The following is a 26,178-nucleotide window of genomic DNA, read 5'->3' on the forward strand; positions in this document are numbered from 1 at the left end:
ATGCTCCTTCAGGCGAGCCAGGACGAGAGGGCGACAAGCCTCTCGATCACCAGAACCATGAACAACAGCGTCAAATAGACGATGGAGAAGAAGAAGAGGCGCATAGCCGCGCGGCGCGCCTTGTCGCCGTCGCGGCGCAGATAGACCTCCACCGCGCAGGCGACGAGCGCCACGCCCAGCAGCAGCGAGACGACGCCATAGACCGGCGAGGCGAAGCCCAGCAGATAGGGCGCGACGCCGATGGGCGCGAGGAAGATGGAATAGACGAGGATCTCGAGGCGGGTGCGCGTCTCGCCATGCACATTGGGCAGCATGGGGATGCCGGCGGCGCCATATTCCTCGCGCTTGACCAGGGCCAGCGCCCAGAAATGCGGCGGCGTCCACATGAAGATGATGCCGAAAAGAATGACGCTGGAGAGATCGACGGCGCCGGTCGCCGCGGCGAAGCCGACGACGGGCGGCAGCGCGCCGGCCGCGCCGCCGATGACGATGTTCATCGGCGTCGAGCGCTTCAGCCACATCGTATAGACGACGACATAGAAGAAGATGGTGAAGGCGAGCAGGCCGGCGGCCAGCCAATTGGCGACCAGGCCGAGCGTGAACACCGCCATTATGGAGAGGAAGAGGCCGAAGGCGAGCGCCTCCTCGCGGCCGAGGCGGCCGGCGGGAATGGGCCGGCGACGCGTGCGCGTCATCAGCCGGTCGATATCGGCGTCGTACCACATGTTGAGCGCGCCCGACGCGCCCGCGCCGACGGCGATGGCCAGCAGCGAGGCGAAGGCGATGAAAGGATGCGGCGCGGCCGGCGCCAGCAGAATGCCGGCGAGCGCCGTGAACACGACGAGCGACATCACGCGCGGCTTCAGCAGAGCGAAATAATCGCCGGGGGCGGCGACAGGCGCGCGCGGGGCCGAAGCTTCGTCGAGGATGAAGGAGGCGTCGCTCATGCTCTCACTCTTTTATTGGCGATCGTTCTCGTTCTCGATTTTCGACGGTCTCGCGAAGATCATTGTCTCGCGGAGATCGTCGTCGTGTCGGCGATCGTTCCGAAGGTCGCGCGGGGCGCTCGTCCCGCGAGAAGAGCCGGATCGCTCCGGCCGCGACAACGAGCGCCGCGGCCGGAGGATATTGCCTCAGTGGTGGCCCGAGCCGGTGATGCGCGGCAGGGTCTCGAACTGATGGAAGGGCGGCGGTGAGGACAGCGTCCACTCGAGCGTCGTCGCGCCCACGCCCCAGGGATTATTGCCCGCCTCACGCTTGCGCAGGAAAGCCTCCGCGACCGTGTAGAAGAAGAGCAGGACGCTGACCGCGGCGATGGCGGCGCCGACCGACGACCAGTAGTTCCACAGCGCGAACGCGTCCGGGTAGTCGATGTAGCGGCGCGGCATTCCGGCGAGGCCGAGGAAGTGCTGCGGGAAGAAGACGAGGTTGATGCCGGCGAAGAGCAGCAGGAAATGCGCCTTCGACAGCGTCTCGTTGTACATGTAGCCCGTCATCTTCGGGAACCAGTAGTAGAAGCCCGCGAAGACTCCGAACACCGCGCCGAGCGACATGGTGTAGTGGAAGTGGGCGACGACGTAATAGGTCTCGTGCAGCTGGCGGTCGGCGGAAGCGTTGGCCAGCACGACGCCGGTGACGCCGCCGAGCGTGAACACGAAGATGAAGCCGATCGCCCACCACATGGGGGCGCGGAAGGAGATGGAGCCGCCCCACATGGTCGCGATCCAGGAGAAGATCTTGATGCCGGTCGGCACCGCGATGACCATTGTGGCGAAGACGAAATAGCGCTGCGCGTTGAGCGACAGGCCGACCGTATACATGTGGTGCGCCCACACGATGCAGCCGAGGAAGCCGATCGACACCATGGCGTAGGCCATGCCGAGATAGCCGAACACGGGCTTGCGCGAGAAGGTGGAGACGATGTGGCTGATGATGCCGAAGGCCGGCAGGATCAGAACATAGACTTCCGGGTGGCCGAAGAACCAGAACAGATGCTGGAACAGGATCGGATCGCCGCCGCCCGACGGATCATAGAAGGTGGTGCCGAAGTTGCGGTCCGTCAGCAGCATGGTGATGGCGCCGGCGAGCACGGGCAGCGTCAGCACCAGCAGGAAGGCCGTCACCAGCATGCCCCAGGCGAACAGCGGCATCTTGTGCAGCGTCATGCCCGGCGCGCGCATGTTGAAGATGGTGGTGATGAAGTTGATCGAGCCGAGGATCGACGAGGCGCCGGCCAGATGCAGCGACAGGATCACATAATCCATCGCCGGCCCGGGATGGCCCGTGTTGGACGACAGAGGCGGGTAGAACACCCAGCCGCCGCCGAAGCCGAGCGAGCCCGGAGCGCCCTCCGCGAAGGTCGACAGCACCACCAGCACCAGCGCCACGGCGAGCAGCCAGAAGGAGATGTTGTTGAGGCGCGGGAAAGCCATGTCCGGCGCGCCGATCATGATCGGCACGAACCAATTGGCGAAGCCGCCCATCAGCGCCGGCATGACGAAGAAGAAGATCATCAGCACGCCATGGGCGGTGATGAACACATTGTAGAGATTCTTGGCCGCGTCGATATTGGTCGGATCGGTCCCGTGCAGCAGCGCGGAAATGCCCGGAAACACCGAGATGCCCGGATGCGCGAGCTCGGCGCGAATGGCCATGGACATCAGGAAGCCGATGAGGCCGCCGACGACGGCGAGGATCAAATAGAGCGTGCCGATGTCTTTATGGTTGGTCGAGAAGAGAAAGCGGCGCAGGCCGGTGGGGTGGTCGTGGTGGGCCCCCGCCTCGGTCGAGATGGCGTCCATGGTCGTGATCCTCGAAGAATGCTTGGCTTTGTTCGGTTGGCGATGCGAGAAGGTCAGCGCGCGGCGCTCTCGTCGGCGACGCGCATGCGCCCGTCGGCCTGGGCGAACTTCTTCTTCGCCTCGACCAGCCATTCTGCGTATTTCTCCTTGGAGACGACGCGGATGGCGGCCGGCATGAACGCATGATCCTTGCCGCAGATCTTCGAGCACTGGCCGTAGAAAATGCCTTCCTTCTCGGCCTTGAACCAAGTCTCGTTCAGGCGGCCCGGCACGGCGTCGATGCGGACGGTGAACGCCGGAATGGTGAAGGAGTGGATCACGTCGGAGGCGATCACTTGCAGCTTGACGACCTCGCCGACCGGCACGACCGCCTCATTGTCCACCGAGAGCAGACGAACGTCGCCATTCTCGGGCTTCAGCTCGGCCTCGGGCTTCAGGAACTGATCGAAGGAGAAGCCGCCGCCCTGATCCTCGGGATAGGCGTAGGACCAGTACCATTGATTGCCGGTGACCTTGATCGTCACCTTCGGCTCGGGAATCTCGACCTGATGCGCGAGCAGCCGGAAAGAGGGGATGGCGATGAACACCAGGATCAGCACCGGAACCAGCGTCCAGACGACCTCGAGGCCGGTGTGATGGGTGAGCTTGGAGGGAACCGGATTGGCGTTCTCGTTGAAGCGCCAGCAGACGTAGATGAGAAGCCCGAGAACGAAGAGACCGATAAAGCTGATGATGGGAAGCAGAATGACATTGTAGAAAAACTGCGTCTCGGCGCCGACTTCCGTCACTGTCGCCGGAAGACCGAGGCCTCCCGGAGTGGGCTGCCCGATCACCTCGGCGGATGCGACGCCGGCGAGCAGGAGCAGGGAGGATACGGCGCTGGCCATCAAGGCCGCGCGGCGGAGTGTGAGTCGTCTGCCGATGAGCATGAAGATCGCCTCTCGGACCTCAGGAACAAGGTCGTTATGATTTTGTTATCCGGTAGCTTTAGATCGGCCCGAACCCGCCACAAATCCGGCCCGTCAGGTATTCCCACGCGGGTTCAACCACAAACAGCGGCGCCGCGCAATCGCTGCGGCGCCACAGTCTGCCTGACAAAAAGTCGCGCCACCTGGCTCTGCGCAAAATTGCGGCGGCGGCGCCCGGCGGCTTGACAGCGGGCGGCCATTTGCTACGCAGGACCGGAGCTTCGAGATTATTCGTAACGCCCCGATTTGGCCCGCTTTCGATCCTAAGGGCCATAGGAATCCGCATCGAAGAAAAGATGGAGCGAAAATGAGGCCGCACGCCGCCGTTCTCCGGCTCGCGAGGTTGCGACATGTGGTCGCGGGGCTGTTTTTCGCAGTCGCAGCATGTTCTACGGCCTCGCCCGCCGCGGCGCAGGGCGCGGTCAAATCGAAATACGGCGATTGGGAGATTCGCTGCGAGACGCCGGCCGGCGCCGCCGCCGAGCAATGCGCGCTGATTCAGAGCGTCGCCGCGGAGGACAAGGCCAATGTCAATCTCGTCGTCGTGGTGCTGAAGACCAGCGACGGCAAGAGCCGGCTGCTGCGCGTCATCGCGCCGCTGAATGTCTTGCTCATCAAAGGCCTCGGCCTCACCATCGACAAGACGCGCATCGGCGACACCGGCTTCGTGCGCTGCCTGCCCTCCGGCTGCGTCGCCGATGTGGTGATGGACGACGCCCTCGTCGAGCAGCTCAAGAACGGCAAGACGGCCACTTTCGTCATCTATCTGACGCCGGACGAGGGCGTCGGCCTGCCCTTGTCGCTCGCCGGCTTCAAGGAGGGATTCGCCAAATTGCCGTGATGGCGGTAATGGCGTTTTATGACGACGATGGGCGAGAGGGTGAGAGGGCCGATGGACAAGAGACGGATGAAGGGACGCTTTTTCGCGATTCTCTCGATTTCCGCCATTGCGGCCGCGCTGGCGGCGAGCGGCGCGAGCGCCTTCGACTTTCCAAATCCGCTCTCGGTCTTCGGCGGCGGCGAGAAGGAGCCGCAAAAATCCGATCGGCCCGTGCAGGCCGCGCCCGGCGCTGCGGTCGATTGCCCGGAAATTCTCGTCGACACCGGCGCGGCGACGCTGCGCGTTCCGCCGGGAGCGGATAATTCCTCGGTGCGCTATCAGCTCTCGCTGTCGCATCTCGCGCGCGAATGCACAGTGTCCGGCGACCAGATTCTCATAAAGGTGGGCGTGGAGGGCGCGGCCGTGCTCGGCCCCAATGGCCAGCCCGGCTCCTTCTCCGGCGCGCTGAAGATCGCCGCGCGGCGGCAGAAGGACGAATCCATCCTCGCCTCCAAAACCTATCACGTCTCGGCGAGCGTTCCCGCCGGCGCCGCGCGCGGCGAGTTCCGCGTGATCTCGGAGCCTCTGGCGGTCCCCTATCTCGGCGCGCAGGCGGCCGATGATTACGAGATACTCGTCGGCTTCGAAGGCGGCGCGGCCGACAAATCGGCGCCGGCGCAAAAGCGCCGCAAGCGCCACGCTCGCACGGCTACAGAAGCTTCCCCGGATTGAGGATTCCCTTCGGGTCGAGCGCGGATTTGATCGCGCGCATCAGCTCGAGCGCCACCGGGTCCTTCACTCTGCGCAGCAGATCGCGCTTCAGCACGCCGATTCCATGCTCGGCGGAAACCGAGCCCGCATATTTCGTCACCAGCCCATGGACGATCTCGTTGATCTCCGCGCGGCGGGCGAGGAAGGCGTCACGATCGGCGCCCTCGGGCTGCGAGACATTATAGTGGATGTTGCCGTCGCCCATATGGCCGAAGGGCGTCGGCCGCGCGCCCGGCGCATGGGCGATGACGCGCGCGCTCGCCTCCTCGAGAAAGGCCGGAATCGACTCGAGCGGCACAGAGACGTCGTGCTTGATCGAGGCGCCCTCGGGCTTTTGCGCCTCCGGCAGAGTCTCGCGCAGCTTCCATAGGCCGGCGCGCTGCTCCAGCGTCGCGGCCAAAGCGGCGTCCTCGGCGATCCCCTGCTCCATCGCCTCGCCGAGCAATTCGGTCAGCAGCTCCTCGACGCCGCTCTCGGCGGGCGAGGCCAGCTCCATCAGCACATACCAGCCATGCGCGCCGGCGAGCGGATCGCGCACGCCGGCGATATGGCGCGTCGTGAAGTCGACGCCGATGCGCGGAATCAGCTCGAAGGCGACCAGCGCCGAGCCGGCGCGCGCCTTGGCGAGCGTCAGCAGCTCCAGCGCGGCGCGCGGATCGGGAAGGCCGACGAATGCGGTGGCGCGCGAGCGCGGCAGGGGAAAGAGCTTCAGCGTCGCGGCGGTGATGATTCCGAGCGTGCCCTCCGAGCCGATGAACAAATGGGCGAGGTCATAGCCCGTATTGTCCTTGCGCAGCTTGGAGAGGTCGTTGAGCAGCCGCCCGTCGGCGAGCGCCACCTCGAGCCCGAGCGCGAGATCGCGCGTCGTTCCATAGGCGATCACATGCACGCCGCCGGCGTTGGTGGCGAGATTGCCGCCGATGGTGCAGCTGCCTTCGGCGCCGAGCGAAAGGGGGAAATAGCGGCCGGCGGCTTCCGCGGCGGCCTGGACATTGGCGAGAATGACGCCGGCTTCGACCGTCATCGTGTCGGAAGCGGGATCGACCTCACGAATCTTGTCGAGCTTTTGCAGCGACAGCACGATTTGCGCGCCGCTGTCATCCGGCGTCTGGCCGCCGACGAGGCCCGTATTGCCGCCCTGCGGAACGACGCCGACGCCGGCCTCGTTGCAGAGGGCGAGAACGGAAGCGACCTCGCGGGCGCTTCGCGGCTTGACGATGCAAGGAGCGCGGCCGAAAAACGCGTCGCGCGGCTCACGGAGATAGGCGGCCATATCGCCGGGATCGACGATGACGCCGCCACTTCCCACGATCGCGCTCAGGCGATCGAGCAGCCCCGTGTCATCGCGTCCTTTTTCGACGGCGGTCAGCGAAGATTGCCTCGATTGTGGGAGACCCTTCGAAGAAGGTCACCAGTGGCGACGACGATGCGCTTCATCGGTGCGGCGGACCCGCACATAAGCGGCGGCGGCGACAGGAAGTCCGCCGAGGACGATACTGCACAATGTTGCGGCGAGAAGCGCATTCATGTGACCATCTCCTTCCAGATTCGAGCCTGGCCCCCCGAGGAGCCGGCTCCCCACGCTGGACATGGACGCAAATCCTATGCCCAACTCGACAGGGCTGGCAAGACAAATTCCCCGCCCAGCCCCGAAACACTTTCTGAAAACGGTCCGTCGTCACATGAAATGCAACGATTGAATGTAGGATTTGCGGGCCATTCCGCCATAGGCGGACCTACGAAAAATTGCGCGCCGCCGGCGCTCGCGTCAGCGCGACAATAGCCGCCGGCGCGGCGTGGCCTCGGACGCCCGCTCGAAGAGAGCGACGAGCTCGAGATGCGGCGAATGCCGAAATTGGTCGATCGGCGTGATGAATTTTGCGGCATATCCACCCTTGCTCAAAACAGCGGCGTCACGGGCGAAGCTCTGCGGATCGCAGGAGACGGCGACGATGCGGCGCACGGCGGAGGCGGCCAGCGCCTCGGCCTGCGCCAGCGCGCCGGCGCGCGGCGGATCGAAGACGACAGCGTCGAAACGGCTCAGCTCCTGAGGGTCGAGCGGGCGGCGGAAGAGATCGCGCGCCTGGGCGATGATCGGCCGCAGCCCCCGCGCCGTGCGGGCGGCGCGGTCCAGCGCCTCCACCGCGGCCACATCCGAATCGATCGCCGTCACTTGCGCCTGCGCCGCGAGCCGCAGCGCGAAAGCGCCGACGCCGCAGAAGAGATCGGCCACGCGCTTGGCCTTCTCGCCGACGCCCTGCGCGACGAGGCGGGCGATGGCGGCCTCGCCCTCCGCCGTGGCCTGCAGAAAGGCGCCGGGCGGCGGGAGGACCTGCGTCTTGCCGATCATCACGCCGGGCGGGAGGCGCAGCGTCACCAGTCGCCCATGATTGGCGAGACGGGCGAGATCGAGGGTCTCGGCGAGCTCCAGCAGCGCCAGAGTCTCGCGCTCCTCCAGCTCGCCGGCGCCGCGAATGTCGATATCGAGGCCGCCGGTCGCCGCGGTCACGGCGAGATCGAGCGGCTTGCCGCGCCCGGCGAGCGCCTGCGCCAGAGCGCGCGCCGCGGCGGGCGCGCCGGCGAGGCGCGGCTCGAGCAAGGGGCAGGCGTCGATCTCGACGAGATCATGCGAGCGCGCGCGCATGAAGCCGACGCGCGCCACGCTCCGCTCGAAGCGGGCGTGAAAGGTCACGCGCCGGCGCCCCGCGCCATGGGCGTCGATCAGCGGCTCGACCGGCCAATCGAGCCCGGCGTTGCGCAGCGCCGTCTCGGCGAGGCTGCGCTTCCATTGCGCATAGGCGGGCGCGGCCAAGGTCTGCACGGCGCAGCCGCCGCATACGCCGTAATGCGGGCAGAAGGCCTCGATGCGATCCGGCGAGGGCTCGAGAATATCCACGACGCGGGCGCGCTCGCCCTCGACCTCGGCGAGGACAGTCTCGCCCGGCAGAGCGAAAGCCGCGAAGACGAGCCCCTCCTCCGTGCGAGCGACGCCCTCGCCCTTATGGCCGAGACGTTCGATGACCAATCTTTGCAACATCAGGCCCGCCGCGCATGGAGGAGAAATTCACGATTGCCGTCGCCGCCCTCGATCGGCGAGGCGATGACGCCGAGCACAGGCCAGGCCAAAGCCTCGACCTCCGTAGAAATGCGCGCGCAGACCTCGGCGTGGACCGCCTCGTCGCGCACGACACCTTTCTTGCCGGCCTTGCGGCCGGCCTCGAATTGCGGCTTGACCAGAGCCAGCAGGCTCGCCCCCTCGGCCGCTAGCGGCAGAACCGGCGGCAGCACCAGCGCCAGCGAGATGAAGCTGGCGTCGATCACGATCAGCGACGGCGCCTCGGCCAGATGCGCGCGCGTCAGGGCGCGCGCGTCCTGCCCCTCCAGCGAGGTGACGCGCGCATCGCGCCGCAGCCGCTCGTGCAATTGATCGTGGCCGACGTCCACCGCGACGACATGGCGCGCGCCGGCGCGCAGCAGCGCGTCGGTGAAGCCGCCGGTCGAGGAGCCGACATCGAGGCAATAGCGATCACGCGCATCGACGGCGAAAGCCTCCAGCGCATGGGCGAGCTTGACGCCGCCGCGCGAGACGTAAGGATGCGGCGCCCGGGCGACGATCTCCGCGCCGGGCGCGACGAGCTGCGAAGGCTTGGCGATCCTGCGGCCGTCCGCCTCGACGAGGCCGGCGAGTATCGCCTCGCGCGCCTTGGCGCGACTCTCGAAAAAGCCGCGCTCGCACAAAGCCACATCGGCGCGGAGCGGCCCCTGCGCGCTCACCATCTCAGCAGTCGCGCGCCGAGCGTCGCTCCCGCGAGCGTGACGATGCCGATGGCCAGCGAATACCAGACGGCGACGAAGAGCGGGCTGTCGTCGGTGCAATGCGTGGCGTAGAAGCTCGCCGCCAGCGCGCCGGCGACGAGGCCGGCGACCGCGCCGGCCAGCGTCGGCCGGCTGGGCGCGCCGCGCCGCAGCGCCAGCATGAGAATGGCGAGCGGCCCCGTCGCGATCAACGGAATGAGCAGGACGCAGGCGCGCGCATTATGTCCGACGAGCCGCGCGCCCCAGCTCTCCGCCGGCGCGGCGACGAGCTCGAGGCCGACCGCGATGAGGAGCGCGAGCAGCGCCAGCAACGGCGCGAAACGCCAATAGCCGGGCACTGCGCCCGGCGTGGCGAGCCGGCGCAGCAGGCCGACGCCGGCGGCGAGCAGGCAGAGCGTCACCGCGAATTTGGCGAGAAAGCGCAGCGTGCGCATGGCCACGCCGAGATCGGCCCGCACGCCGATGAAGGCGAGGAGCACGGCGCCGGCGACGAGGGCCGCGGCGACGAGCGCGCCGGCGAAAATCTGCGCGAAGCGAAAGCGCGAGGGCGCATGGTCCGCGACGAGCGCGCCGATCAGCTCTTCCGTTCTCATTTCTCGCCCCTCCGATAGAGCGCCGCCAGAGCCTTGATCGCGCGATGCAGAGCGACGCGCACCGCGCCCTCGCTCATTCGATAGCGCTCGGCCGCCTCCTTCACCGAATGTCCGTCGATCGAGAGGTAGCGCACGAGATCGCGCTGACGCTCGCCGAGCTCGCCGAGCAGACGATCGACATCCTGCCGGTCGACGCCCTCGTCCGCCGCCTCGGGCGCCGCGAGATCGAAGGCGTCGTCGATCGGCAGCGGCGATTTGGCGCCGCGGCGACGGCGCGCGTCGATCAGCTTGTTGCGCGCAATGGTCATGATCCATGGCCCGATCGGCCGGTCCATGTCCCAAGTGTCGCGCTTGAGGTGAATGGCGAGCAGCGTCTCCTGCACGATATCCTCCGCCTCTGCGACATCGACGCCGAGCCGCGCGCAATCGCGCCGAGCGACGCCGCGCAGCGTCGGCGTCAGCGACAGCAGCAGCCTCTTATAGGCGCCCGAATCGCCCGCTATGGCGGCGCGCATCAGCACGGCCCATTCCTCCTCGGCGTCTCGCGCTCCCAAATGCCCACCTTGCCATTCGTGAAAAAGCGCTCTCTCGTTACGTCATGCGCGGGGGATGCGTCGAGAGGCGCGTTTTCGGTTCTCGGATTTTCGTTTTTCGGTTCTCGGATTTTCATGGCGCGTCACAAAAACGCCGGACTATTCGCGCCTTCTTAACGAAAGAATCGCAAATCTATCGACGCGCCGCGCGACAGCGGCCTCGCCCGCTGCGGGCGCAGTCGGATTGGAGCTCCCCCTTGCGTAGGTTTTCGAAGTCCGTCTTTTCGTTGAGCGTTCTCGCTCTCGCCGGCGCCGGGACGACTGCGGCGATCGCCGCGGGCGACGCCTATGACGGCCAGGCCGAATGGGCGCAGCGCTATGACGCCGACCCGAGACTGACCGTCTCGCGCTCGACCACCCCCATCCTCTCCGCGCAGACCGTCGCCGCGACCGAGGCCGCCATCACGCAGCTGCAGGAGATCGTCGCGCGCGGCGGCTGGCCCATGGTGCCGGCCGGCCAGCAGCTGCGGCTCGGCTCCAACGGCCCGGCCGTCTCGGCGCTGCGCCGCCGGCTCATCGTCTCCGGCGACATCGGCGCCGAGGCCGGCGTGAGCCCCGTCTTCGATTCTTTCGTGGAAGCCGCGGTGCGGCGCTTCCAGGCGCGCCACGGCGTCAACGCCACGGGCGTCGTCTCGACGCAGACCTTCGCCGCGCTCAATGTCTCCGCCGAGCTGCGCCTGCGCCAGCTCGAGACCAATCTCGTGCGCCTGCGCAGCTTCTCGCGCGATCTCGGCAATCGCTATGTGACGGCCAACATCCCGGCCGCCACTGTGGAGACGGTGGAGAACGGCGCCGTCGTCACCCATCATACGGCCGGCGTCGGCAAGATCGACCGCCAGTCGCCGGTGATGCAGACCAAGGCGATCCAGGTCAATTTCAACCCGTTCTGGACCGTGCCCGCCTCCGTCATCCGCAAGGATCTGATCCCCAAGATGCAGGCGGACCCCAATTATCTCTCGGACAATCACATCCGCGTCTACAACAAGGAGGGCGTCGAGCTCTCCCCGCAGCAGATCAACTGGAACTCGCTCGAGGCGCTGAACTACAAGTTCCGCCAGGACACGGGCGGCGACTTCAACTCGCTCGGCGTGGTGCGCATCGACATCGCCAATCCTTACGGCGTCTATATGCACGACACGCCGGCCAAGGGCATTTTCGGCGACGACTTCCGCTTCGTCTCCTCCGGCTGCATCCGTCTGCAGAATGTGCGCGACTATGTCGCCTGGCTGCTGAAGGAGACGCCCGGCTGGGACCGCGACCATATCGACGAGGCGATCCGCTCCGGCGAGCGCATCGATGTGAAGATTTCCCCCGCCGTGCCGGTCTATTGGGTCTATGTCACCGCCTGGGCGACGCCCGACGGGGTGATGCAGTTCCGCGAGGATATTTATCAGCGCGATGGTCTCGGCCTCGCCGCCTCCATCCCGCAGCAATCGGGCCCCGCGCCGACGCCGGCGCCCTCGCGCCAAGCCTCCCGCTCGCCGCAGCTGCTGCCGGTGTTCGGCGAGGAGGAGAACTGAGCGCATGCGTTGGGAGCAGGCGCTCACGATCCTGCTCCTGCTCGCATGCTATCTCATTCCATTCGCCTCGACGCTCGCGATGCGCGGGCGGCGGCCGCTCGCCGCCGTATCGATCTTCTGGCTCGCGATCATCGCATTTTTGGCGCAGCCACTCCTCGACCGCCCATCCGAACCGAGCTGCGGGCTAGGCGCGATGATCTCATTGATCGTCGCGGCGCTGGTCGCCGCAGCCTTCGCCACGGGCTTCATCGGACGCGTCCTGCTGTCGCGTGATCCGGCCATGACACGCACGCGCGCGGCGACAATCACCGTCGCGCTGGGTCTCACAGGCGTCGCCGGCGTCGCTCGGCTGTTTCAAGGCCTGTTCCGCTGAACGCGCAGGAGGCTCGCAAGGCTCTAAAGCCGGATCGACGAGCGGAGATGTTCCAGCGTCGCGCTTTGCGTCGGCATGGCCGAGGCGGCGGCGGCGCCGGCGCCGCTCCTCTTACAGCAGGCAATCCGTGAAGGCCGGGTCGACCGAGCGGCCCCAGCTTCCGTGATAGGCCTCGAGCCGCCGTTCCGCGAGCGTGCGGCCCGTCTCGGCGATCTCCTCCAGCGGCGCGAGATAGATGGTCTCGTCGCGGGCTTGCGCGTCCAGCCTCGCCCGACGAGCGAGGCCGCCGCGCGCCAGAGCCAGCATGTCGCGCGCAATATCGAGCGCCCGCCGTCCGCCGATGCGCGCCTCCAAGGCGAGGCGCGGAACATCGGCGCGCAGCGCCTCGCGCTCCTCGGCGCTCCAGCCCTCGATCAGCGCCAGCGCGCCGTCCAGCGCCGCGCGATCGTAGAAGAGGCCGACGAAGAGCGCCGGCAGAGCGGTCATATGGGAGCGCGGGCCGCCATCGGCGCCGCGCATCTCGAGATAGCGCTTCAGCCGCGCCTCCGGGAAAATCGCGCCGAGATGATTGGCCCAGTCCGACATTGTCGCGCGCTCGCCGGGCAAGGCCGCGAGCTTGCCGTCCAGAAGGTCGCGGAAGCTCGCGCCGGCGACATCGTGATAGACCTCGCCGCGCTTCACGAAATAGAGCGGCACGTCCAGCGCGTAATCCACATAGCGCTCGAAGCCCATGCCGGGCTCGAAGGCGAAGGGCAGCATTCCGGTGCGGCCGCCGTCGGTGTCGCGCCAGATTTGCGAGCGCTGCGACAGGAAGCCGCTCGGCTCGCCGTCGATGAAGGGCGAATTGGCGAAGAGCGCCGTGACCATCGGCTGCAGCGCCAGGCCGACGCGCAGCTTGTCCACCATGTCCTTCTCGGACGTGTAGTCGAGATTGACCTGTATGGTCGCGGTGCGGAACATCATGTCGAGGCCGAGCGAGCCGACCTTCGGCATATAGGCGGCCATGATCCCATAGCGCTGCTTGGGCATGGCCGGCGTCTCGCTGCGCCGCCATTTGGGGCTCGCGCCGAGATCGAGGAAGGAGACGCCGTAACGGCGCGCCACCGGCTCCAGCGCCGCGAAATGGGCGTCGAGCTCGGCCTTCGTCGCATGGACGGTGGCCAGCGGCGCGCCGGAGAGCTCGAACTGTCCGCCCGGCTCCAGCGACACGGCGCCCATGCCATGCGGATCATAGAGGCCGATGATGGCCTCCCTGTCGGTTATCGGCTCCCAGCCGAGCGCGGCGCCCAGACCTTCCAGCAGATCCTTTATGCCGCCGGCGGGCGACGTATAGGGAACCGGCGCGCGGCTTTCGTCGAAAAACGCGATTTTCTCATGTTCCGTCCCGACATTGAGATCGTCGGGCGCCTTAACGCCGGCCTCGAACCACTCCACGAGCGCATTGCGCGACGTGATCGGCGTCGTATCGTTTACGTCGCGAGCCATCAGCAACTTTCAGTGAGGACCGGCGCAGCGGTCCATATAGGTCGACTTCCCTTTCGGCGGGCGCGAAAGGGCGGGCGCGAACCACAGCGCTTCCGGCGTGGGCGCCGAAGCAATATGCGTTCCGGCTGCTGAATTGGCGGAAAAGCCGCCCGCGCGCAAGACCGCCCCGCCGCGCCCGGCGCCCGGGCGGCGCATGGCTTAACGCTTTCGAGACGAATTAAGCTTATGTTTCTGTTACCGAGACGGCCGTGTTTTCGTCAAATGAAATGCGACGCCCGCTCCCCGGCCGGCCCGCCCGAGGAATTTGATCCATGCCGAATTGCCTGCGCCGATTTCTGGCCGACGAGAGCGGAGCGACCACCCTCGAATATGCGATGATCGGCTTTTTTCTCTCGATCGTGATCCTGGCGGCGACGCGCATCATCGGCACAAAGCTCTCGGCGGCCTATTATCTGCCCGTCGCCAATAATCTGACCTGAGCTCTCAGACCTTCGCCGAGGCGAAGATCCGTCCCAGCAATTCGTCGAGATCGGCCTGCCGCTCGGCCGCGGGCGCGAGCGTCTCGCGAATTTTTGTTCGAGCGGCTTCCAGCGCGTCCACGGGCTCGGCGGCGGGCGCGGCCTGCGGCGGCGGGGCCGCCGGCTTCGTCCCGAACAAAGTTCCAAAAAGCGCGCTCAGCCAGCCGCCCGAGGGCGCGGGCGGCGGCGCCGGCGTGGGAGCCGGAGGCTCGGCGGCGCTCTGACGCTCCAGCGTCGAGCCGAGGCCGCCGGCGGCGACAGAGACGAGAATCGGCAGCAGGCGCTGCAGCACATCGGCGCGCAGGCCGCTGTCGCGCGCGACGAATTGCGAGACCTCGCCGGCGGCCGAGGCGGAGCCGAAGAGATGCGCGACAATGGCGTCGCCGCCCTCGACGCTGGCCTGCGAATGGGCCTCCTCGGCGCTCTCGAAAGCGGCGCGATGGGTGGAATCATTGGCGGCGTCGATGACGGGGCGCAGCGAATCGGGCTCTTCGGCCGCCTTGCTCAGCGCCGCGACCAGCGCCGGCAGCAGCGATTCGACCGCCGATCGCGTCTGCCAGGACGCGAGGCCGAAGCGCTCGGAGAGATTTTCGATGATCTGGCCGCCCTGGGCGGACTGTATTATATCGACGATATTCGACATATTCGCCCCCGTCCCCTCAATGGGCCGCGAGACACTCCGGCATTGGCGCGGCCAGTCTTCGTCGATCGCCTGTGTAGCAGATTTTTCGGCAGGCCGCGAGGGAGCGTGCAGAGCGTCGGGCCATCGTCCCCCAATGGCGCGCCCTCGGCTTGACACCTTTCCCTATGCGGGACACACAAAGCGGCGCGCTTCGGCCGCCCCCTTTTCGATCGAGAGGCGCTAGAGGATGAATATTCAGCATCGCCCGTCGTCAAAGCCGCCGTTGAAGATTCTGCTGTGCTCGCCGCGGGGCTTTTGCGCCGGCGTCGTGCGCGCGATCGACGCGGTGGAGCGGGCGCTCGCCAAATTCGGCCCGCCCGTCTATGTGCGGCACGAGATCGTCCATAATCGCTATGTGGTCGAGGCGCTGAAAGCCAAGGGCGCGATCTTCGTCGAGGAGCTGGAGGAGGTGCCGGACACCAAGGCGCCGGTGATCTTCTCCGCCCATGGCGTCGCCAAATCGGTTTCCGCCGAGGCCGCCGCGCGCAATCTTCTGGCGATCGACGCCACTTGCCCGCTGGTGACGAAGGTGCATCGCGAGGCGGAGATTCATCACAAGCGCGGGCGAAAAGTGCTGCTCGTCGGCCATTCCGGCCACCCGGAAGTGGTCGGCACCATGGGCCAGCTGCCGCCGGGCGCGGTCGTGCTGGTCGAATCGGTGGAGGCGGTGGCCGAGCTGCGGCTCGAGGATGTGGCCGATCTCGCCTATGTGACGCAGACCACTCTGTCGCTCGACGATTCGCAGGAGATCGTCAGCGCGCTGACGCGGCGCTTCCCGCAGATCGTCGGTCCGCACAAGGAGGACATCTGCTATGCGACCACCAATCGCCAGGGCGCGGTCAAGCAGGTCGCGCCGCAGGTCGATGCGGTGATCGTGGTCGGCTCGCCCAATTCCTCGAACTCGCAGCGCCTGCGCGAGGTGGCCGAGCGCGCCGGCGCGCCCGCCCAGCTGGTCCAGGGCCGCAGCGAGATCGACTGGAGCATGTTCACCGGCATCGGCTCGCTCGGCATCAGCGCCGGCGCCTCGGCGCCGGAGGTTCTGGTCGAGGAGATCATGGAGGCTTTCGCCGAGCGCTATGAAATTTCGGTCGAGACCGTCTCCGCCGCGCTGGAGGATGTCGCCTTCCCGCTTCCCAAGGAGCTGCGCGCGCACGCTTGACGCGCCCGGCATTTCTCCAACCGCGCGGAACTCATGGCCGTCTACACGGATGTCGACGACGAGGAGCTGATCGGCTTTCTCGCCGGCTACGACCTCGGCGCGCTCTTGTCCTGCAAGGGCATCGCCGAAGGAGTCGAGAACTCCAACTACTACCTGCATACGAGCGCCGGCAGCTTCATCCTCACCCTCTATGAGAAGCGCGTCGCCGAGGCCGATCTGCCCTTCTTCCTGGGGCTGATGGAGCATCTCTCCGCCAAGGGCCTCGGCTGTCCGCAGCCGGTGCGCGACCGCGCCGGCGCGGCGCTCGGGCGCCTCGCCGGGCGGCCGGCGGCGATCGTCACCTTTCTCGACGGCTATTCCATCCATCATCCCGAGCCCGCCCATTGCGCGCGGCTGGGCGAGGCGCTGGCGCAGCTGCATCTGGCGGGCGCGGATTTTCCGCTGCGCCGCGCCAACGCCCTCTCGGTCGGCGGCTGGCGGCCGCTCTATGCGCCTTTTTCCGCCCGCGCCGGCGAGGTGGCGGAGGATTTGGGCGCGATCGTCGCCACGGAGCTGGAGACGCTGGAGCGCGATTGGCCCAGCGGCCTGCCGGAGGGGGTGATCCACGCCGATCTCTTCCCGGACAATGTGTTCTTCCTCGGCGATCGCGTCTCCGGCCTCATCGATTTCTATTTCGCCTGCGTCGATTCGCTGGCCTATGATCTCGCCATCTGCCTCAACGCCTGGTGCTTCGACGCCGCCGGCGCCTATGACGCCGAGAAGGGCGCCGCGCTGCTGGCGTCTTACGCACGCGCGCGGCCGCTGACGGCGGCGGAGGCGGAGGCGTTTCCGCTGCTCGCGCGCGGCGCGGCCCTGCGCTTTCTGCTGACGCGCTTCGTCGATTGGCTGAATGTGCCGCCGGGCGCGCTGGTGCGGCCCAAGGACCCGCGCGAATATCTCGCCCGTCTGCGCTTCCACCGGACGATCCGCTCCGCGCGCGACTATGGCCTGAGCCCATGAGCGGGCGCGTCGCCATTTGGACGGATGGCGCCTGCTCCGGCAATCCCGGCCCCGGCGGCTGGGGCGCGATTCTGCGCTTCGGCGAGCGCGAGAAGGAGATTTGCGGCGGCGAGACGGGGACCACCAACAACCGCATGGAGCTGACCGCCGCGATCGAGGCGCTGGAGGCGCTGACGCGGCCCTGCAATGTCGATCTGCACACGGATTCGCAATATTTGCGCGACGGCATCACCTCCTGGCTCAAGGGCTGGAAGGCGCGCGGCTGGAAGACGGCCGACCGCAAGCCGGTCAAGAATGTCGATCTGTGGACACGGCTCGACGCTGCGGCCGAGCGTCACGAGATCGCCTGGCATTGGGTGCGCGGCCACGCCGGCGACGAGATGAACGAGCGCGCCGACGCCCTCGCCCGCAAGGGCATGGCGCCGTTTCAGACGAAAACGCGCTGATCGGGCGAGCGCGCCGATCGCCCCTTGTCGAATGAGACTCTAAATACCATATCGAAGAATGCAGAGCTCTTCTTCTTACTGGGCGCGGCCCTCGGGCCGCGCCCTTCTTATTTTTTGGAGTGTTTTCAGAACAAGGGAAACGAGAGCCTCAATCCAGCTTCAGCGGCAGCTCCACCCCGCCCTTTTCGGTGCGGATGGTCGCGCGGGCTTCGATTGCGCCCTGCTGCTTTCCTTCGCCGAGCTTCAGCTCGAAGCCGCCTTGGCCGTCGGCGGCGCTGTCGATGATGTAGGGCTCCGGCACCTCGATGAAGACATCCGCGGCCTTGCCCGGCCCGAGATAGCGCAGCCGCCACGCGCCTGCGCCGGCCCTCGCGACCTCCACGATTTTCTGCGCCTCGCCGGCGCCGATCGGCCGGGGAACCAAAGTCTCCGCCGCCGCCAGCCGCTCGGCGAAGGGCGAGGCCCCCGACTGCGGCAGCGCCAAGGAGAGCTTCGCCTTGGCAGGAAGGCAGATTTGCGCGCAGGCGGCATAGTCCAGCGCCAGCTTCAGCACGACGGGCGCGCCCGCCTTTTTCGCGGTGACGCGCAAGGGAAAAACCAGGCTCTCGTCATAGCCGGCGACCGTCATTCCGGCCTCGGCGATATGCTTGGGCGCCGGATACAGCGTATCCACGGCGGCGACATTCTCCGAGCCGGAAAAATCGAGGACGGGCGGCGCGCCGGCGTCGCCGGGGCTGCGCCAATAGGTGACGGTTCCCGGATCGAGCGCGATCTCGACGCCGAGCCGATAGACGCCGCCGCTCGGCGCGCCGGCCGAGAGGAGACGGGCCGACGAATGCGCCGCGCGAGCGAAGGGGGTGGCGAAGTCGGCGTCCTGCGCCGCCGCCGGCCCGGCGAGCGACGCCAGCGCGAGCGAGGTCGCAGCGAGCGCCGCCGCCAGATTTCGTGACTGCATTTCGAGGTCCTCGGGGCGCCCCCCGCGCCGGTTTTTACGTCGTCGAACGGCGCTTGTTATGCGTTTGCGCCGCGCGTAGTATGACCCTATGAGCCCGGTCGGCAAGAAACAAGGCCTCGAGAAATCGGCCGCCCGCGCAGCCCGGCGGCCGGCGGGCTCGCGCGTCGCCGGCTCCTCCGTTCCCATCATCCGCGGCGTCGAGAGCGCGCGCGAGACGGGCGCGGGCTCCAAATCCTCTGGCAGGCGCTATCTCGACGGGCAGATGCTGGTGGCGATGCCCGGCATGGTCGATGAGCGTTTCGCGCGCTCGGTCATCTATCTCTGCGCCCATTCGGAAGACGGCGCCATGGGCATTGTCGTCAATCAGCCCTCGCAGGTCCGAAATTTCCCCGATCTTCTGGTGCAGCTGCAGATCATCGCGCCGCAGGAGCGCATCAGCCTGCCCAAGGAGACCGAGACGATCCAAGTGCTGCAGGGCGGCCCGGTGCAGACCGACCGCGGCTTCGTGCTGCATTCCTCAGATTTCTTCATCGACAATTCGACGCTGCCGATCGACGATGGCGTGTCCCTGACCGCCACTATCGACATTCTGCGCGCCATCGCCTCCGGCGAGGGGCCGAATCGAGCGCTGCTGGCGCTCGGCTACGCCGGCTGGGACCCCGGCCAGCTCGAGAATGAGATCCAGCACAATGGCTGGCTCAACTGCCCGGCCGATCCCGCCATATTGTTCGACACCGATCTCGAGTCGAAATATGCGCGCGCCCTGCGCCTCATCGGCATCGATCTGGCGCGGCTGTCCTCGGCCGCTGGCCACGCGTGACCGGCTAATTCCCCTCTTTCGCCCCCGGCGCGTCCAGCCCGAAGCGATAGGCGAGCGCGAGCCGAATGGTCTCCTCCTTCAGGCGGATGCGATAGAGATTGCCGTCGAAGCTCGACGACGCGAAGGCGATCTCGCCGGGGCGGCCATGGCGATACTCCACGCGCCCGCTCCAGTGATCGGCGAGCGCATATTCGACCCCGCCGCCGACGGTCCAGCCGGTCTGCGCCCGATCGAAGGGCTCGCCCATCGCGGTCGCCGAGACGTCGGCGACCGTGAGGCCGCCGGTCGCATAGAATAGGCCGCGGTCGCGAGCGAGGCCGACACGGCCGCGCAAGGAGGCGCGGGCGTCATTGCGCAACCGCGCGCCCGCACGCGATCCGAAGGTCGCGCCGGAGGCGCTTCCCGCCTCCACATCGGTCTCCACGCCGAGCACCGCTGAGCCGAGCTGCGCGTCATAGCCGGCGAAGCCGCCGAGCGTCGCTCCGCGTGATCCGCTCGGCGCGTCCGGCGTCGCGGAATAGCCGACGACGAGCGTTTCTCCCGTGCGGCGAAAGAGACCGCCGAGCGAAAGTCCGGCGTGAAATCCAGACCAGTCGACGGACGCGGAAGAGCGCGGCGCTTCGCTCGCGCTTTTCGAAGCCTCTTCGCCATCGGTGACCTGAAAGCCGAGGTACCAGGTGAATTGACCGGTCTCCTTCGGACGCGTCAGGGCGCGACCGAGCGACGCCAGCAAATGATAGCGGGGCGAGAGATCGTAGATCGCGCCGACGTTGAAGCCCGTCGTCGCAGCAGCTCCGACCTCGCTGCGCGTCTGGTGAAATATTTCGGCGCCGAGCGTCAGCCGCTCATCGAGCTTGCGCAGCAGCGCCCAGCCGAGAAAGCCGAAGTTCCGCGCGCCGGGGCCGGGATTGATCCAATAGCCGCCGCCGCCGAAGGTCGACCAGTCGCCGAAATCCTTCTGCAGCCAGACAGGGAGAAAGACGCGGGCGCGACCGCCGCTAAGGCCGCGCGATGCGTCTCCCGTCGGCGTTTCGATCAGCGGATAAAAAGCCGCGGATGGCGCGGCGCCGTCCTTGTCCTGCTCGAGGAAGCGATATTTGACGCCGAGCTCGACATCGCCGGCGCCCCAGAACAGATCGCCGCCGCCCGGCCGCCGGAAGGCCATGCCGGGCTGCACATGGAATTGCACATTGGGGAGCACGCCGAAATTGCAGTCGCAAGCGGGCGCGACGCCGCTCGTCTCGCCGCCGGCGCGTGCGCCTTGCGAGAAAACGTAGAATTCATAATGGCCGTATTCGACCGGCTCGGGATCGTCGGTCAGGAATGGCGGCCCCGCCTTCGCGGGGGAGAAGGCGAAGGGAAAGCCCGCGATCAGGGCGAATGCGAGCCGCCTTCTCGCGTGGCCGCGAAATCGGGCGCAGCGCCCTTCGCTTCGTTTCACCTTCACGCGACGCACGCCTTTCGCACGTCCGGGGACTGTGACAGTCCCCGGGCCGCCTCACTCCGCTTCTTGAATTGTCGGCGTCGCAGTCGCCGCCGCCACTTCCGTCTTCGGCGTGCGCTTGAAGGTGGATTTGCGGCCGCGCATCGTCTGCAAAATCTTCGCGCCATTGGAGAAGGCGAGATAGATCATCAGCGGCGGCACCGAGACCATGGTCTTCACATAATCGGTCAGCGAGCCGCGCTTCAGCGCCAGATAGGGCAGAAGCGTGAAGCCGAGCACGACGACCAGCGTCTCGAGGAAGATGAACTCCAGCACCGGCAGATAGGGCGCCAGCGAGCCGCGCAGGATCACGCCGAGCAGCAGGCAGATGAGGCCGATCGCCGCCGTCGGGAAGAAGATCTGATGCACGATGAGCACGATTGCGGCGACGCGGCGGGTCAGCGACCAGGGCGCGTTCCACAGCGGCAGAACGGTCTTCTGCGCCACTTGCACGAAGCCGTTGGACCAGCGGCGCTGCTGGCGGCGATAGTCGCGCAGCCCCTCCGGCACCTGGCCGGGAATGGGCGGCTCGGAAACGAAGATGCCATGCCAGCCGCCGAGCGCCGCGCGCACGGTGAGGTCCAAATCCTCGCAGAGCGAGTAATCGGACCAGCCGCCGGCGGCCTCGATCGTCTGGCGGCGCCAGATGCCGCCGGTGCCGTTGAATTGGAACAGCCAGCCGGCGAGCGCGCGCGTGCGCTGCTCGACGAGGAAATGGCCGTCCTGCACGAGACCTTGCGCCCGCGTCAGCCAATTCTTGCGATAATTGGAGAATTCGCAGCGCGATTGCACGAAGCCGGCGCGATCGTCCTTCACCAGCAGCGGCACGGTGCGGCGCAGCCAGTCGGCCGGCGGGCGGAAATCCGCGTCCAGCATGGCGATATAGGGCGCGTCGAAGAGCTTCAGCCCCTCGGCGCAGGCGCCGGCCTTGAAGCCGGAGCGATCGGCGCGGCGCACATGATGAATGTCGACGCCTCTGGCGCGCAGCTCGATCGCCACCGCCTCGGCGCGCACGGGCGTCTCGTCGGTCGAATCGTCGAGCAGCTGAATATGCAGCCGGTCCTTGGGCCAATCGAGCTCGGCGACGCAGCGCAGCGCCTGCTCCGTCACCTCGGCCTCGTTGAAGACGGGGATCTGCAGCAGCACATGCGGCAGCTCCTCCTCGGGCAGGACGATCGCCTCGGGATCGCGCGCGCCGCGCAATTGATCGAAGAGGAAGCGGGCGATGATCGCGACGAAGCCGGCGCCGATCAGGATCATGATCAGCGCCGCGACGAGCCAGACGCTATCGACGAGAAACTGCAGAAGAGCGAGGATCAAGCGGTTTTATCCTTCTTCCTTCGCGACTTGCGGCTCCGTCGCGGCGGCCGCCTCGCCGCAGGAGCGCGTGTCGATCGTCGTCTTGGCCCAGACGACCTTGGTGGCTGTCCAAGCGTGCAGCCACACGGCGAACATCAACGCCTCGCGCGTCAGAAAAATCACCGGCGCGGACCAAGATACCTTCCACCCCTTGGCGATGGAAAGCAGCGTCTCCGAGCTTAGCCACAGACAAAAAGTGACGGTCAAGGCCGTCATCGGCGTCACGCCGGCGAGCGGCGAGCCGATCGCCGCCGCCGCGAAGGCCGGCAGCGCCTGGCAGAAGGGCTCGGCCAGGAAAGAGAGGATCTCGTCGTCGCGGCGCACCACGCTCCAGCGCAATTGCCGATTATAGACGTCGCGGAGATCGCGCTCGCCCAATTCCTGGCGCACCAGCCGATGCGAGAAGACGGTGCGAAGCTTGATGCGGCCCAGCGCCTTGGCGGTGGCGTTGTCCTCGCCCACCGTATGGGCGATGGCCGCAAAGCCGCCGGCGCGCAGAAAATCGCTGCGGCGAAACAGCATGATCTTGCCGACGCCGAAGCCGCCGCCGAGCGCGGAGGCCGCGAACAGCATGCGCTGATGCGGGCCGTTCATTATGCCGGCCTCGACCAGCGCGGCGAAATTCTCCGGCCGCGCCGCATAGGGAATAGCGCAGACCATGCCGACGCCGGGCTTCAAATGGCGCATCGTCTCGGAAAGGTCGTCCGGCTCCAGCACGATGTTGGAGTCCTTCATGAAGATCACATCGTTGCGCGCCGCGTTGACGGGCGCGAAGAGATTGTCGACCTTGGGACTCGCGGCGAAACGCGCCGTGGAGTGGAGAATGCGCGACTCGATCTGCGGATGACGCGCGAAAATGGCGCGCATCGCCGCAATGGCGGGGGAGTCCGCCTCCGTCGCCGAGGCCAGCGCCTCCAATTGTGGATAAGTCTGCGCGAGAGCCGATTCTTGAGCGCGCTCGAAGCCCTGGTCCAGCATTTTCACCGGCAGGACGAGCGAGACGGGCGGCTGCTCCCGGCTGGTTCCGCGCATGGCGACGAGCCAGGGATGGATGAGCGCCGCCGTCACCGAGAGAAGCAGCAGCAAGGCGGAGCAGGCCCAGAACACAGCCGACAGAACGACGAGCGAAGACAAGATGCTGTCGATCACGGCTTCTCCCGTTCATGGGTCTGAGGCACGGACACTTCGAAGAGCCGCATGACCGAATCGACAGTGCGGGGCGGCAGCATCGCAAACAGCTTCATCGCATAATAGACGAAGAGCGGAAAGGCGATCACCGCGGCGCGTCTGTCCAGACCGCGCATGATGATCTCCGCCGCTTTCTCGTCGCTGACCTTGCCGGCCTGCCACGCCTTCAGCTTGTCCGTCATCGGCGTCGCCACGAAGCCGGGGACGATCAGGCTCACATGCACGCCATGCGGGGCGAGCGCGCCGCGCAGAGAATCCGCATAGAGGTGAACCGCCGCCTTGCTGGCGCAATAGGCCGGCGAATAGGGCAGGCCGCGCAGCCCGGCCATGGAGCCGACGACGGCGATCTGTCCGCGCCGGCGGGCCGTCATCGCCTCTATGGCCGGCTCCACCGTGTTGAACACGCCGAGCACATTGATCGACAGTGTGCCGCGAACCGCCTCGGGATCCTCGGCGATCTGGCCGCGGGAGAGGCCGGTGGAGACGCCGGCGTTGGCGATGACGAGATCGAGCGGCTCGCGCGCGTCCGCCGCGGCGATGCGCTCCGCCATTGCGGCGCGGTCGCGCACATCGGCGATGGAGACGTCCGCCTCGGCCCCCTTGGCCCGGCAGTCGGCGGCGACCGCCTCCAGCCGCGCGGCGTCGCGGCCGAACAGCGCGAGGCTGCGCCCCTCCTGCGCATAGCGCAGCGCCAGCGCGCGGCCGATGCCGCTGGATGCGCCGGTGACGAGAATGCGCCGCGCCCCGCGCTTCACCGGCGGAGCTTTCGCGGCAGGGTCATCAGCGCCTCGCCGACGATCGCCGGCGCGCGCGTTTCGCCATAGGCCAGAAGTCGCAAGAACACTCCCTCCTCGGGGGATGAGCGCAGCACGCGGGCGGTGAGCGTCACCGCCTCGCCGCGCAGCACCGGCTGCACGAATTTGCCGGAGAGCCGCGCCAGAAACAAATCGCGCCGCCAGGCGCTGAGCAGCGGCTCGAAGGCGGCGAGAAGCTTCATGCCATGGACGGGCGGCGCGGGAAAGCCGATGGCGCGGGCCAGATCATCGTCGAGATGCAGCGGATTGGCGTCGCCGGAGGCCTCCGCATAGGCGGCGAGCGCGGCGGCGTCGAAGGGGCCGATCCGCCAGTCCGGCAGGCGTTCGCCGACCGCGGGCAGATAGGCGCCGCTCACGGGGCGCCCCCGACGCCCGCCGGGCGCGGCACGATGCGCAGAAGCGTCTCGGCGTGCAGGCGCGGCTCGCCGCCGATCGTCATGAGATTGGCGTTGACGGCGAGGCGCGGGGGCTCCGCCTCGCGGCGCATGGAGACGGTCAGATCATAGCTCTCGCCGACGCGCAGCGGCGCGAAATAATGGAAGCTCTGCGACTCGTGCACCGGAACCACATCGGCGTCCGCCAAAAAATCGCGGATCGCGGAGTCGATCTCCTCGGCGGTCAGCCACACCGCCGGAAAAGCGACCGGCACGATCTTCTCCAGCGTATCGGGAAAGCCGGTCTCGCGGCGGTAGCGCGCGATGCGCTCTTCGTCCGCCACGACGCGCAGCGGGCCGATCCGCGTCTCGCCGCTCTCGGGCGCTTCGGCCATCTAGGCCTCTCCCGCGAGCGCGCGCACGATCAGCACGGCGTTGATCCCGCCAAAGGCGAAGGAGTTGGACATGGCCGTGCGAATCTCGACGCGGCGCGCCTCATTGGGCACGGCGTCTATCGGGCAGCGCGGATCGAAGCCGAGGAAATTGATGGTCGGCGGCGCGATCTGCTCCTGCAGCGCGCGGATCGTCAGCGCCAGCTCGAGCCCGGCGCTGGCGCCCAGAGCGTGGCCGTGGATCGGCTTGGTGGAGGAGACCGGCAGATGCGCGGCGCGCTCGCCGAACACGCGGCCGATGGCGGCCGCCTCGGTGACGTCATTGGCGTGGGTCGCCGTGCCATGGGCGTTGAGATAGTCGATCGCCTCCGGGCCGAGCCCGGCGTCGGCGAGGGCCGCCTGCATCGCGCCGGTCATTCCGTCGAGATCGGGCCGCACGAAATCCTTGGCGTCGCTCGTCGTGCCATAGCCGGCGAGCTCGCAGAGCGGCGCATGGCCGCGCTTTTGCGCCGATTCCAGCGTCTCCAGCACGAAGACCGCGGCGCCCTCGCCGAGGCTCATGCCGTTGCGGCCCATGGAGAAGGGCCGGCAGAAATCCGGCGTCATCACGCGCAGCCCTTCCCAGGCGCGGATGGTGCCATTGATGACGCAGGCCTCGGCGCCGCCCACGATGGCGCGATCCATGAGGCCGAAGCGGATCATCTGCGCGCCGAGCCCCACCGCCTGGCTGGCCGAGGAGCAGGCGCTGCCGAGCGCGAAAGTCGGGCCATTGGCGGAATAGCGCATGCCGAGCGTCGTCGGCGCGGCGCTCGGAATGAGGCGCGGGACGCTGAACGGATCGGGCCTTATGCGCTCCTGATAGTAATGGCGCAGGCCATTGTCGATCGTCGTCATCCCGCCGATGCCGGAGCCGACGATGACGCCGACGCGCGGGCCGGAGAGCTCCTCGCGCGCAAAGCCGGCCTGAGCGACCGCCTCATCGGCGGCGACCAGCGTGAATTGCGTGAAAGGATCGCAGAAGGTGAGAAGCGCCTTCTCGAGATATTGCGACGGATCGAAGCCGGGAACCTGCGCCGCGATCCTGATGCGGCCGTCATAGGGATATTCGGTCACGAGCGGCCGGATTTGCGAGACTCCGTCCCGGGCCGCCGTCCACAGCGCCGCCGCGCCGACGCCCGCTGCCGAGACGGCGCCCATGCCCGAAATCACCACCCGACGCTCGCCGACGCCCCCGGACGAAGCGGCCAT

Annotated in this window: 27 protein-coding genes; 9 read left to right on the forward strand and 18 right to left on the reverse strand. The window is 67.4% G+C overall.

All coding sequences use genetic code 11. The annotated features are described in order from the left end of the window. Positions 1 to 8: 8 nt before the first annotated feature. From ACT53T_RS19620 to coxB, 3 genes are all read right to left on the reverse strand, one after another. On the reverse strand, positions 9 to 947 hold the full coding sequence (locus ACT53T_RS19620; protein WP_400769774.1) for a heme o synthase: 939 nt from the start codon (positions 945 to 947) through the stop codon (positions 9 to 11). A 186-nt stretch (positions 948 to 1,133) separates the two neighbouring features. Next, positions 1,134 to 2,801: a cytochrome c oxidase subunit I gene (gene ctaD, locus ACT53T_RS19625; protein ID WP_036294648.1), complete on the reverse strand. Its 1,668-nt coding sequence runs from the start codon at positions 2,799 to 2,801 to the stop codon at positions 1,134 to 1,136. A 53-nt stretch (positions 2,802 to 2,854) separates the two neighbouring features. Continuing rightward, positions 2,855 to 3,730 (reverse strand): cytochrome c oxidase subunit II, encoded by an 876-nt coding sequence (gene coxB / locus ACT53T_RS19630; RefSeq protein WP_476162517.1) that lies wholly within the window; start codon positions 3,728 to 3,730, stop codon positions 2,855 to 2,857. A 346-nt stretch (positions 3,731 to 4,076) separates the two neighbouring features. Here coxB and ACT53T_RS19635 point away from each other — a divergent pair, with 346 nt between their 5' ends. Further along, complete coding sequence (locus ACT53T_RS19635) at positions 4,077 to 4,610, forward strand: invasion associated locus B family protein (protein ID WP_020493741.1); 534 nt, start codon at positions 4,077 to 4,079, stop codon at positions 4,608 to 4,610. Between the two features lie 51 nt (positions 4,611 to 4,661). After that, positions 4,662 to 5,321: a hypothetical protein gene (locus ACT53T_RS19640; protein WP_476162518.1), complete on the forward strand. Its 660-nt coding sequence runs from the start codon at positions 4,662 to 4,664 to the stop codon at positions 5,319 to 5,321. Here the strand turns inward: ACT53T_RS19640 and ACT53T_RS19645 are convergent. From ACT53T_RS19645 to ACT53T_RS19665, 5 genes are all read right to left on the reverse strand, one after another. Continuing rightward, a complete protein-coding gene (locus tag ACT53T_RS19645; RefSeq protein WP_476162822.1) occupies positions 5,299 to 6,633 on the reverse strand; it encodes an FAD-binding oxidoreductase in 1,335 nt (444 codons plus the stop codon). The genes ACT53T_RS19640 and ACT53T_RS19645 overlap by 23 nt on opposite strands. A gap of 495 nt (positions 6,634 to 7,128) precedes the next feature. Next, positions 7,129 to 8,397 carry a class I SAM-dependent RNA methyltransferase gene (locus ACT53T_RS19650; RefSeq protein WP_476162519.1) on the reverse strand — a complete coding sequence of 423 codons (1,269 nt, stop codon included), beginning with the start codon at positions 8,395 to 8,397 and terminating at the stop codon, positions 7,129 to 7,131. Then, on the reverse strand, positions 8,397 to 9,137 hold the full coding sequence (locus ACT53T_RS19655; RefSeq protein WP_476162520.1) for a TlyA family RNA methyltransferase: 741 nt from the start codon (positions 9,135 to 9,137) through the stop codon (positions 8,397 to 8,399). Before ACT53T_RS19655 ends, ACT53T_RS19650 begins: the two co-directional genes overlap by 1 nt. Further along, on the reverse strand, positions 9,131 to 9,769 hold the full coding sequence (locus ACT53T_RS19660) for an NrsF family protein (protein WP_476162521.1): 639 nt from the start codon (positions 9,767 to 9,769) through the stop codon (positions 9,131 to 9,133). Before ACT53T_RS19660 ends, ACT53T_RS19655 begins: the two co-directional genes overlap by 7 nt. Continuing rightward, positions 9,766 to 10,284, reverse strand: coding sequence for a sigma-70 family RNA polymerase sigma factor (locus tag ACT53T_RS19665; protein ID WP_476162823.1), 519 nt, complete (start codon positions 10,282 to 10,284; stop codon positions 9,766 to 9,768). Before ACT53T_RS19665 ends, ACT53T_RS19660 begins: the two co-directional genes overlap by 4 nt. Positions 10,285 to 10,589: 305 nt before the next feature. Between ACT53T_RS19665 and ACT53T_RS19670 the strand changes: the two genes are divergently transcribed. Together ACT53T_RS19670 and ACT53T_RS19675 are read left to right on the forward strand one after the other, a co-directional pair. Continuing rightward, positions 10,590 to 11,882: a L,D-transpeptidase family protein gene (locus tag ACT53T_RS19670; RefSeq protein ID WP_018266743.1), complete on the forward strand. Its 1,293-nt coding sequence runs from the start codon at positions 10,590 to 10,592 to the stop codon at positions 11,880 to 11,882. Positions 11,883 to 11,886: 4 nt separating this feature from the next. Then, positions 11,887 to 12,255 (forward strand): hypothetical protein, encoded by a 369-nt coding sequence (locus tag ACT53T_RS19675; protein WP_476162522.1) that lies wholly within the window; start codon positions 11,887 to 11,889, stop codon positions 12,253 to 12,255. Positions 12,256 to 12,366: 111 nt separating this feature from the next. Here ACT53T_RS19675 and ACT53T_RS19680 read toward each other — a convergent pair whose 3' ends face one another. Then, positions 12,367 to 13,740, reverse strand: coding sequence for a glutamate--cysteine ligase (locus ACT53T_RS19680; protein ID WP_476162523.1), 1,374 nt, complete (start codon positions 13,738 to 13,740; stop codon positions 12,367 to 12,369). Between the two features lie 311 nt (positions 13,741 to 14,051). Here ACT53T_RS19680 and ACT53T_RS19685 point away from each other — a divergent pair, with 311 nt between their 5' ends. Next, complete coding sequence (locus tag ACT53T_RS19685; RefSeq protein WP_018266747.1) at positions 14,052 to 14,219, forward strand: Flp family type IVb pilin; 168 nt, start codon at positions 14,052 to 14,054, stop codon at positions 14,217 to 14,219. 4 nt (positions 14,220 to 14,223) lie between these two features. Here ACT53T_RS19685 and ACT53T_RS19690 read toward each other — a convergent pair whose 3' ends face one another. Continuing rightward, positions 14,224 to 14,901: a DUF937 domain-containing protein gene (locus ACT53T_RS19690; RefSeq protein ID WP_476162524.1), complete on the reverse strand. Its 678-nt coding sequence runs from the start codon at positions 14,899 to 14,901 to the stop codon at positions 14,224 to 14,226. A 226-nt stretch (positions 14,902 to 15,127) separates the two neighbouring features. On the opposite strand from ACT53T_RS19690, the gene ispH reads away from it, so the two are divergent. The 3 genes from ispH to rnhA are packed head-to-tail and all read left to right on the forward strand — an operon-like array spanning position 15,128 to position 17,544. Next, positions 15,128 to 16,099: a 4-hydroxy-3-methylbut-2-enyl diphosphate reductase gene (gene ispH / locus ACT53T_RS19695; RefSeq protein WP_400769782.1), complete on the forward strand. Its 972-nt coding sequence runs from the start codon at positions 15,128 to 15,130 to the stop codon at positions 16,097 to 16,099. Between the two features lie 33 nt (positions 16,100 to 16,132). Then, positions 16,133 to 17,098: a homoserine kinase gene (gene thrB / locus ACT53T_RS19700; protein ID WP_476162525.1), complete on the forward strand. Its 966-nt coding sequence runs from the start codon at positions 16,133 to 16,135 to the stop codon at positions 17,096 to 17,098. Further along, positions 17,095 to 17,544 (forward strand): ribonuclease HI, encoded by a 450-nt coding sequence (rnhA, locus tag ACT53T_RS19705; RefSeq protein WP_018266750.1) that lies wholly within the window; start codon positions 17,095 to 17,097, stop codon positions 17,542 to 17,544. The genes thrB and rnhA overlap by 4 nt, the downstream gene beginning before the upstream one ends. 148 nt (positions 17,545 to 17,692) lie before the next feature. Here rnhA and ACT53T_RS19710 read toward each other — a convergent pair whose 3' ends face one another. Then, a complete protein-coding gene (locus ACT53T_RS19710; RefSeq protein WP_476162526.1) occupies positions 17,693 to 18,499 on the reverse strand; it encodes a protein-disulfide reductase DsbD domain-containing protein in 807 nt (268 codons plus the stop codon). 88 nt (positions 18,500 to 18,587) lie between these two features. On the opposite strand from ACT53T_RS19710, the gene ACT53T_RS19715 reads away from it, so the two are divergent. Beyond that, positions 18,588 to 19,319, forward strand: a complete 732-nt coding sequence (locus ACT53T_RS19715; protein ID WP_476162527.1) for a YqgE/AlgH family protein — start codon at positions 18,588 to 18,590, stop codon at positions 19,317 to 19,319. A gap of 4 nt (positions 19,320 to 19,323) precedes the next feature. Here ACT53T_RS19715 and ACT53T_RS19720 read toward each other — a convergent pair whose 3' ends face one another. From ACT53T_RS19720 to ACT53T_RS19750, 7 genes are read right to left on the reverse strand one after another with little or no spacing between them, the layout of a single operon-like run. Then, on the reverse strand, positions 19,324 to 20,766 hold the full coding sequence (locus ACT53T_RS19720; RefSeq protein ID WP_476162528.1) for an outer membrane protein: 1,443 nt from the start codon (positions 20,764 to 20,766) through the stop codon (positions 19,324 to 19,326). Between the two features lie 51 nt (positions 20,767 to 20,817). Further along, positions 20,818 to 22,122, reverse strand: a complete 1,305-nt coding sequence (locus ACT53T_RS19725; RefSeq protein ID WP_400769786.1) for a glycosyltransferase family 2 protein — start codon at positions 22,120 to 22,122, stop codon at positions 20,818 to 20,820. Between the two features lie 6 nt (positions 22,123 to 22,128). Beyond that, the gene (locus ACT53T_RS19730; RefSeq protein WP_476162529.1) at positions 22,129 to 23,310 is read right to left on the reverse strand and encodes a glycosyltransferase; all 1,182 of its coding nucleotides are present in this window, start codon (positions 23,308 to 23,310) and stop codon (positions 22,129 to 22,131) included. Continuing rightward, positions 23,307 to 24,104: an SDR family NAD(P)-dependent oxidoreductase gene (locus ACT53T_RS19735; RefSeq protein WP_018266756.1), complete on the reverse strand. Its 798-nt coding sequence runs from the start codon at positions 24,102 to 24,104 to the stop codon at positions 23,307 to 23,309. The genes ACT53T_RS19730 and ACT53T_RS19735 overlap by 4 nt, the downstream gene beginning before the upstream one ends. Next, complete coding sequence (locus ACT53T_RS19740; protein WP_036294606.1) at positions 24,101 to 24,520, reverse strand: MaoC family dehydratase; 420 nt, start codon at positions 24,518 to 24,520, stop codon at positions 24,101 to 24,103. The genes ACT53T_RS19735 and ACT53T_RS19740 overlap by 4 nt, the downstream gene beginning before the upstream one ends. Continuing rightward, positions 24,517 to 24,933, reverse strand: coding sequence for a hypothetical protein (locus ACT53T_RS19745; RefSeq protein WP_476162530.1), 417 nt, complete (start codon positions 24,931 to 24,933; stop codon positions 24,517 to 24,519). The genes ACT53T_RS19740 and ACT53T_RS19745 overlap by 4 nt, the downstream gene beginning before the upstream one ends. Continuing rightward, on the reverse strand, positions 24,934 to 26,178 hold the full coding sequence (locus ACT53T_RS19750; protein WP_018266759.1) for a beta-ketoacyl-[acyl-carrier-protein] synthase family protein: 1,245 nt from the start codon (positions 26,176 to 26,178) through the stop codon (positions 24,934 to 24,936).

The sequence above is a fragment of the Methylosinus sp. DMC45 genome (assembly GCF_056313885.1).